Consider the following 8,594-nt stretch of genomic DNA (forward strand, 5'->3'; position numbering starts at 1 on the left):
CCCCCCACACCCCCCGTTCCCGTCCCGTCCCGGTCCGCCGCGAGGGGAGTCCGACCGGGATCTGGTCGCCCGGCTGAGCGGCCCGGCCGCCGGCCGGCACCACGCCGTCGCCCTGCTGCTGGCCCGTCACTGGCGCGCCACCTGCGACTACGCGATCGTCTGCCTGGCCGCGGCCGGCCCCAACGCCCATCTGGTGGCCGCCGCCGCGTTCCACCGGGTGCTCGGCCGGCCGGTGGGCGAGGCCGCCGACGGCCCCCTGCGCCCGCGGCTGCTCGTGGCCGTCCGCGACACCGTCCGCGCCTGGGCCGCGGACGAGGGCGCCCGCGTCGTCGTACCGGAATTGCGCAAACCCACCGGCGGCCGCGGCCTGCGCGCGACGGCACCCGGCACACCCGAAAGACGGCGACTCGCCGAGCACGCTTTCCGGGCACTGCCCGGCGCCGCCCAATGCCTTCTGTGGCATACCGAGGTCGAGGCGGAACACATAAACATTCCCGCTGGTCTGTCCGGGATGGACACCGCCACCGCGACGGCCGCCCTCCAGCAGGCGCGCGAGCAATTCCGTGCGGGTTGTGTGCGCGCGCACCGCGAACTCGCGCCCTCCGCTGAATGCCGTTTCCACAACCGCCTCCTGGATGTGTCCACTTACCGTCGTGGCCCCGGACACCCCGAGGTGGAGCGGCATCTGACGGAATGTCGGTACTGTCGGCTGGCCGCCGAGCAACTCGGCCACTTCGAGGGGCCGTTGGGCGTCCTGCTCGCCGAGACCGTGCTCGGCTGGGGCGCCCGCCGCTACCTCGACTCACGCCCCGGCCGGGGCGCCCCGCGGGAGCCCACGCCGCCGCCGCTCTCGGAACGGCGGGAGACCGGCGGCCGGCACCGCACAGCACCCGAGGGCGGACGGCGTACCGCCCTGGCGCTCGGGGTCGGACTCACCGCGCTCGCGCTGCTCACGACCGTGCTGGGGGTTAGAAGCTGGTCCGACGACAACGCTGTCCCGGCGCCGGGCGTCACCACGGCCGCCCGAGCGGGCCGTTCTCCCGCCTCTGCCGCGGCCGACGCCCCGGGTGCCCCCGGAGCCCTCGCTGCCGCCGGAGGACGGTCGCCCGCCGCCGGGCCGTCCGCGGCCTCCGCGGGCGAACCGGTGAAGGTCGCCCACGGCAGGCTGCGCGGCCTCGACTCCGGTCGCTGCCTCGCCGTACGCGGCGGCGGGACCACACCGGGCGCCGGTGTCCGCCTGGCGCCGTGCTCGTCCGCCCGGTCGCAGCGCTGGTCGTACCGGGGCGACGGGCTGCTGCGCAGTGCCACCGACCCCGCCCTCTGCCTCGACGCCCGCCCCGGCACCCGCGGCGTCACGGTGTCCGCCTGTGTCCTGCGCCCGGGGGAGGTGTCGTACGACCTGACGGTCCGCGGCGATCTCCTCCCGCGCCGAACCGGCGATCTCGCGCTCGTCCCGGTCAGCGGTGCCGGTGTGGTGCGCGTGATGCTCGTCGTCCGCGACGCCCCCGGCGGACAGCGGTGGGTCCTGGAGTCCGAGCCGGTGTCGGGGGTGCGCCCCGCCGCACCGGGACCGGGGGAGACGCCGGAGCACGTGCTCTCCGGGCGGCCCCACCATGATGGCCCTTCGCCGGAGGCCGTCGAGCAGCCGCCCGGGCGGCCGGAGGGCCTGGTTCGCGGCGCCCGGCCGGACGGGGGCACGCCGGCCGGGCGGCATATCGGATACCTCCGCGTGGGGCGGTCGGTCGGACCGGTCAGGGGTGTCCGGGGCGAGCGGCCGGAGCGCGGACTCCGGTGGATCGGGTCGGCGTGCGCACCGCGCATCGCGTGCGCTGGTGGCCACGAGCGGGCCCGACGGGCGGAATCCGGCCTGGGGCGCAGCGCGGTGGACGGCGTTGTGCCGCCGCTTCCCGGCACCTACGCCTCCGCGCCGACGGCGGCCGGCTCGCTGCCGCCGCTCGGCTGAGGCGCGGGGGCCCTCGCCTGGAGGCGGTCGCGATGTCCGTGTGAGCCCGGTGGGTCGTGTGTCCGGATCGAGTCACCGGGTGGGCGTCATCCTGAATTCACGTGAGACGGACCCGCCTCAGGTGGTGTGGCCGAGGGGTGAGGGGGCGGTGAACAGGCCCGGTGTCCCGGCGGGCCGGTGGAGGTGCGCCGGGGTGCCCGCGACGTCCGCGCGGTCGTCGCGGGTGGGCGAGCGGCAGTCAATTGCTCTGGTATCCGGCGCTTGTTGGGGAATTCGGCGGGCTGGCCGAATCGATGCCACCGCCCGCGAAAAGACAGATGCCTTATTGACCCGTCAGTAAGTGCCTCGCTAGGTTCCGGTGCCTCGCACCAGAGTGTCCTGCCGCACACCCCCCACCGTGCTGTCTTGCCGACTCTTCGGAGCATCATGACCTCGCCCGTGCGCGCCCATGACCTGATTCTGTGCCTCACCCCTTTCGAAGAACCCGACGCCGGGCTCGCCGCGGCCGCCTGCGGTGCCGGCGCGCTCGGCATCCTCGACCTCGGCGACGGCGACCGAAGATCCCGTGAGGAACTGACCAGACTGAGAAGAACGGCGCCGGGGCCCTACGGCGTACGGGTGACGAGCCGCTGCACCCTCGGGCCCGCCGACCTCGACGGCGGCCCGGACACCGTGGTCCTGGGCGTCGACGCGCCTTGGAGCATCGGCGAAGTCGCCTCTCGGTACCGGGTATTGGCCGAAGTCACCGATCTGGCGCAGGCGTGCGAGGCGGTCCGGGCGGGCGCTCACGGGCTGATCGCCCGGGGTGCCGAGAGCGGGGGCCGGATCGGCGGCACCAGCACCTTCGTACTGCTCCAACTCCTGTTGGCCGAGGCAAGTTTGGAGGCGCCGGTCTGGGCCTGCGGTGGCATCGGACCGCGCACCGCAGCGGCCGCGGTGGCCGGCGGGGCGGCGGGCGTCGTCCTGGACAGCCAACTCGCGCTGCTGGCCGAGTCGCGGCTGCCGGAGGCGGTACGGGCGGTGTTGCGCTCGCTGGACGGCTCCGAGACGGTGGTCGTCGCCGGGCACCGGGTGCTGCGCAGACGCGGCCCGGACGTTCCGCCCCCACCCGACGAGCCCGGCGCGGTCGCGGCCCTGATCGGTGCGCGTGACCTGCGCCGGCGCCTGCTGCCGGTGGGCCAGGACGGCTTCCTCGCCCCCCGGTTCGCCGACCTGTGGGGTGACGTGCGCGGGACGGTGCGTGGGCTCAGAACGGCCATCGAGGAGGTCGCCGGCGCTACGGCCGCCGAGGCGCCGCCGAGTGGCCGCGGACCGGGGGCGCCGCCGAGTGGCGGCGGACCGGGGGCGTCGTCGGACGAAAGGCCGGGAGCATCGCCGCTCAGCGGGCCCGGAACACCGCTGGACAGCGGGCCCGGAGTACCGCTGGACAGCGGGTTCGGAGTTCTGCCGGACCCCGCTTTCGAACTCCCGCCTACCACTCCCGCCGCGGTCGCCGCCCTGCGGCCGGGCTCGGCCATGTGCCGGGCGCTCGGTACCCGGTTGCCGGTCGCGCAGGGGCCCATGACCCGGGTCAGTGACCAGGCGGCCTTCGCCGCCGCCGTCGCCGAGGACGGCGCGCTGCCCTTCCTGGCGCTGGCCCTCGCCGACGGCGAGCGGACCCGGCAGATGCTGACCGGGGCGCGCGCCGTGCTCGACGGACGCCCCTGGGGTGTGGGTGTGCTCGGGTTCGCGCCCGAGGAGATCAGGAACGCCCAGCTGGCGGCCGTACGGGAGCTGCGCCCCACGCACGCGATCATCGCGGGCGGACGGCCCGGGCAGGCCGAGGCGCTGGAGCGGGCCGGGGTCCGCACCTTCCTGCACGTGCCCTCCCCAGGGCTGCTGCGGCAGTTCCTGCGGGCCGGGGCGCGCCGCTTCGTCTTCGAGGGATCCGAGTGCGGTGGCCACGTCGGACCGCGCCACTCCTTTCCGCTGTGGGAGGCCCAACTCGCCGTCCTGGAAGACTTCCTGACCGAATCCGGCGCCGCCGACGGGATCGCGGGGGAACTGGAGGTGTTCCTCGCGGGCGGGATCCACGACGAGCGCTCCGCCGCGATGGCCGCCGCCCTGGCCGCTCCCCTCACCGCACGGGGTGCCGCCGTCGGCGTCCTCATGGGCACCGCCTACCTGTTCACCGAGGAGGCCGTGGCGCACGGTGCGATCCAGCCCCTCTTCCAGCGCCAGGTCCTGGCCGCCACCTCGACCGCCCTGCTGGAGACCGCGCCCGGACACGCCACCCGCTGCGTCCCCAGCCCCTTCACCACCGGCTACCGGGAGCACGAGGCACGGCTACGCGCGTCCGGCACCCCGGACCGGGAGGTGTGGGAGGCGCTGGAGCGGCTCAACGTCGGGCGGCTGCGCATCGCCAGCAAGGGGGTCGAGCGCTCGGCGCGGGGCGAGCTGACCGCAGTGGACGAGCAACGCCAGCTCAACGAAGGGATGTTCATGGCCGGCGAGGTCGCCGCGCTGCGCTCGGCGACCACCACCGTCGCCCGGCTGCACCACGCGGTCACCGACGGCGCCGCCGACCTGCTCACCGCCCGGTGCGCGCGGCCTGCCGCCCGGCGCGCCCCCGAACCGCCGCCCGCCCAGCCCCTCGACGTCGCCGTCGTCGGCATGGCCTGCATGTTCCCCGACGCCCCCGACCTCGCCACCTTCTGGGCCAACGTGGTCGCCGGACACGACGCCGTCACCGAGGTTCCGGCCGACCGCTGGGACCCCGCCGTGCACCACACGGCCGGCGCGACGGCGTCCAAGTGGGGCGGCTTCCTGCCGCGCATCCCCTTCGACCCGCTGCGCTACGGCATCCCGCCCGCCTCCCTCGGCAGCATCGAGCCGGTCCAGCTGCTGTCCCTGGAGGCCGCGCGCAGGGCCCTGGACGACGCCGGGTACGGGGAACGGGGGCGCGCCTTCGACCGCTCGCGCACCTCGGTCGTCTTCGGCGCCGAGGCGGGCAGCGACCTGTCCAACGCCGTCACCCTGCGCGCCGTCCTGCCGTCGTACTACGGCGAGGTCCCCGAGGGCATCGACGGCCAGCTGCCCCGGCTGACCGAGGACTCCTTCCCCGGCATGCTCGCCAACGTCATCTCCGGCCGCATCGCCAACCGCCTCGACCTCGGCGGCGCCAACTACACCGTCGACGCGGCCTGCGCCTCCTCCCTCGCCGCGCTCGACGTGGCCTGCAAGGAACTCGTCTCCGGCGGCAGCGACGTCGTGCTGTGCGGCGGGGCCGACCTGCACAACGGCATCAACGACTTCGTCCTGTTCTCCTCCGTGCACGCGCTCTCGCCCACCGGCCGGTCCCGCGCCTTCGACGGCTCCGCCGACGGCATCGCCCTCGGCGAGGGCGTGGCCTGCGTGGTCCTCAAACGGCTCGCCGACGCCGAGCGCGACGGCGACCGCGTCTACGGTGTGATCAAAGGGATCGGGTCCGCCAGCGACGGCCGCTCCCTCGGCCTGACCGCGCCCCGTCCCGAGGGCCAGCGCTCGGCCCTGCTGCGCGCCTACCGCGACGCCGGTGTCTCGCCCGCCGAGGTCGGCCTGGTCGAGGCGCACGGCACCGGCACGGTCGTCGGGGACCGTACCGAACTCGGCGTGCTCGACCAGGTGTTCGCCGAGGCGGGGGCAGGAGCGGGCGGCTGCGCGCTCGGCTCGGTCAAGTCGCAGATCGGGCACACCAAGTGCGCCGCCGGACTCGCGGGCCTGATCAAGACCACCCTCGCCCTGTACACCGGCGTCAAGCCACCCACCCTGCACCTGGAACGGCCCAACCCGGCCTGGTCGGAGGAGTCCAGCCCGTTCGCCTTCCACGCCCGTGCCCGGCCCTGGGCGGCACCGGCGGCACAACGCCTCGCCGGGGTGAGCGCGTTCGGCTTCGGCGGGACCAACTTCCACGCCGTGCTCGCCGCCCACACGGACGCCGCGGCTCCGCGACAGACCCTGGACGCCTGGCCCGCCGAGCTGTTCCTCTTCCGGGGCAGGGACACGGCGGCGGCCCACCGGGACGTCGCCGAGGTGCTGCGGGCCGCCGAGGCCGACGGCCGCCCCTGGCGCCTGCGCGACCTCGCGCTCGCCGCGGCCCGTCGCGCGGACACCTCCGACGAGCCCGTGCGGGCGGCGGTCGTGGCCCGGGACGTGGACCACCTCATCGGGCAGCTACGCCGGGTCCTCGCCGGCGAGCACGATCCGGCGTCCGGTATCCACCGTGAGGAGCGCGATCCGGCGTCCGGTATCCACCGCGGCGAGCACGATGCGGCGGCCGGCGTCCACCGTGCCGACCGTGATCCGGGGGCCGGCGTCCACTGTGCCGAGCGTGATCCGGGGTCATGCGTCCACCCCGGCGAGCCTCCTCCGGATGCCTGCACGCACCGCGCCGATCCCGCGGCCGGTGTCGCCGCCGGTGCCGCCCCCGGTGCCGCCAAGGTCGCCTTCCTCTTCCCCGGCCAGGGCAGCCAGCGGCCCGGCATGCTCGGCGACCTGCTGGTCGCCCTGCCCGAGCTGCGGCACTACCTGCACCTCGGCCGCGCGCACGCCGACGCCCTGTACCCGCCCGCCGCGTTCGGCGAGAGCGCCCGCGAGCGCCACCGCGCCGCCCTCACCGACACCCGCGCCGCACAACCCGCGCTCGGCATCACGGGCCTCGCCGCGCACGCCTTCCTCACCGCCGCGGGCGTCACCCCGGACCTCGCGGCCGGACACAGCTACGGCGAACTGGCCGCGCTCGGCGCGGCCGGCGCGCTCGACGCGGAGACACTCCTGGAGCTGAGCACCGAGCGCGCGAGCGCCATCCTGGCGGCCGCGGGCGACGAACCCGGCACCATGGCCGCCGTCGGGGCCGGCGCCCAGGAGGTCGCCCGCGCCCTGCGCGACTCCGGGGCGCCCGGGTCGGTCGTCGTGGCCAACCACAACTCGCCCGAGCAGTCCGTGATCTCGGGTCCCACCGCCGAAGTCGACACCGCCGTAGGTCTGTTGCGCGAGGCCGGGCTCACGGCCCGCCGCATCCCGGTCGCCTGCGCCTTCCACAGCCCGGTGGTCGCCACCGCCGGAGAGCGGTTCGCCAAGGTACTCGCCGACAAGACGGTACGTGCCCCCGAGTTCCCCGTGTGGGCCAACCGCACGGCCGCCCCCTACCCCACCGACCCCGACGCCGTACGCGCCGAACTCGCCGCCCAGATCGGCTCACCGGTCTCCTTCGCCGCCCAGATCGAGGCCATGTACGAGGCGGGAGCGCGGATCTTCGTGGAAGCGGGCCCCGGGACGGTCCTCACCCGGCTCGTCGGGCAGATCCTCGGCGACCGCCCGTATCGCACCGTCGCCTGCGAGCCCCACCCCGACAGTGGCCTGCCCGGCTGGCTCGACGCCCTGGCCCGGCTGGCCGCCGCCGGGCTCCCGGTGCGCACCGCCTGGCTCCTCCAGGGCCGCGACGCCGTCGACGCGCTGCGGACACCGACGCCCCGGCGGCCCGGCTGGACGGTCGACGGGCACCTCGTGCGCACCGCCGACGGAGCACTCCTCCCCGGTGCCCTCGCACCGGCCCGACGAGTCGTGGAGACGACCGTGACCTCGAACCCGCAGAACCCGCAGAGCGGAGCCCCGGCCGACCGGGACGCGCTGATCTCCGAATTCCTGCGCACCAGCCGGGAGATGATCGCGGCCCAGCGGGATGTGCTGCTCACCTACTTCGGCGCCGCACCGGGCACGGCCCCGGTGGCGCCGGTCGCTCCCGCAGAGCTGCCTCCGGCCGCACTCGCCGGACCCACGGCCGCGCGACCTTCCCCGGCCGGGACGCCCGAACCGCTGCGGTCCGGGACCGCCGAGCCCGTGTCGGTCACGCCCGTGTCGGTCACGCCCGGCGGTGCGCCGTCGGCCGGGGCCGCCGAGCATGGGCTGAGCGTCGAGCAGGTCGTCCTGGAGATCATCGGCGAGCGCACCGGCTACCCCGTCGACATGATCGAGCCCGACCTCGACCTGGAGGCCGACCTGAGCATCGACTCGATCAAGCGGGCCGAGATAGCGGGCGAACTCGCCAGGCGTCTCGGCATCGCGGACGGCACGGAGGTCCTGGACGACGAGGAGCTCGAGGAACTGACCAAGGCGCGGACGGCGGCCGCGGTGACGGCGTGGCTGACCGCCCGGGTCGCCGGGGACACCGGGGCGGAGACGGCGCACGGGACCGGAGTCGAGGCGGGGACCGGGACCGCGTACGAGGTCGAGACGGGGTCCGGGACCGCGCTCGAGGCCGAGGTGGGGACCGGCACCGCGCACGAGGTCGAGACGGGGGACGGGACCGCGGACGGGACCGTGCACGGGACGGCGGCCGGGGTCTGGCCCGCGACCGGTACCAAGGCGGGGAGCGCGACCGCGACCGTGGCCGGGTCCGCGAACGGGATCGCGGCGGGGACCGCGCCCGTGGCCGGGATCGTGACCGGGAGCGTGCCCCAGGCAGGGTCCGCGCACCAGCCCGCGCACCAGCCCTTGCCCCAGGCCAGCCCCGCGACCGGCCATGGGCCCACCGCCGCGCCCGACCGCCCAGGCCCCGCCGACGCACCCGCCACCACGCCCCCGGGCGAGGCGCCGAAGCGCTGCGAGCTGCGTC

The 8,594-nt window shown here is 75.9% G+C and carries 2 protein-coding genes; both read left to right on the forward strand.

Annotated elements, in window-relative coordinates; translation table 11 throughout:
• Positions 1-1,963 (forward strand): RICIN domain-containing protein (locus V7E45_RS36070; protein WP_333778498.1); only part of this gene is annotated, 1,963 nt, incomplete at its 5' end.
• Between the two features lie 426 nt (positions 1,964-2,389).
• Positions 2,390-8,594, forward strand: a 6,205-nt coding sequence (locus V7E45_RS36075) for a beta-ketoacyl synthase N-terminal-like domain-containing protein (RefSeq protein ID WP_333778499.1), incomplete at its 3' end; no start/stop codon positions are given.

The sequence above is a fragment of the Streptomyces sp. IBSBF 3136 genome (assembly GCF_036815105.1).
Classification (GTDB): domain Bacteria; phylum Actinomycetota; class Actinomycetes; order Streptomycetales; family Streptomycetaceae; genus Streptomyces.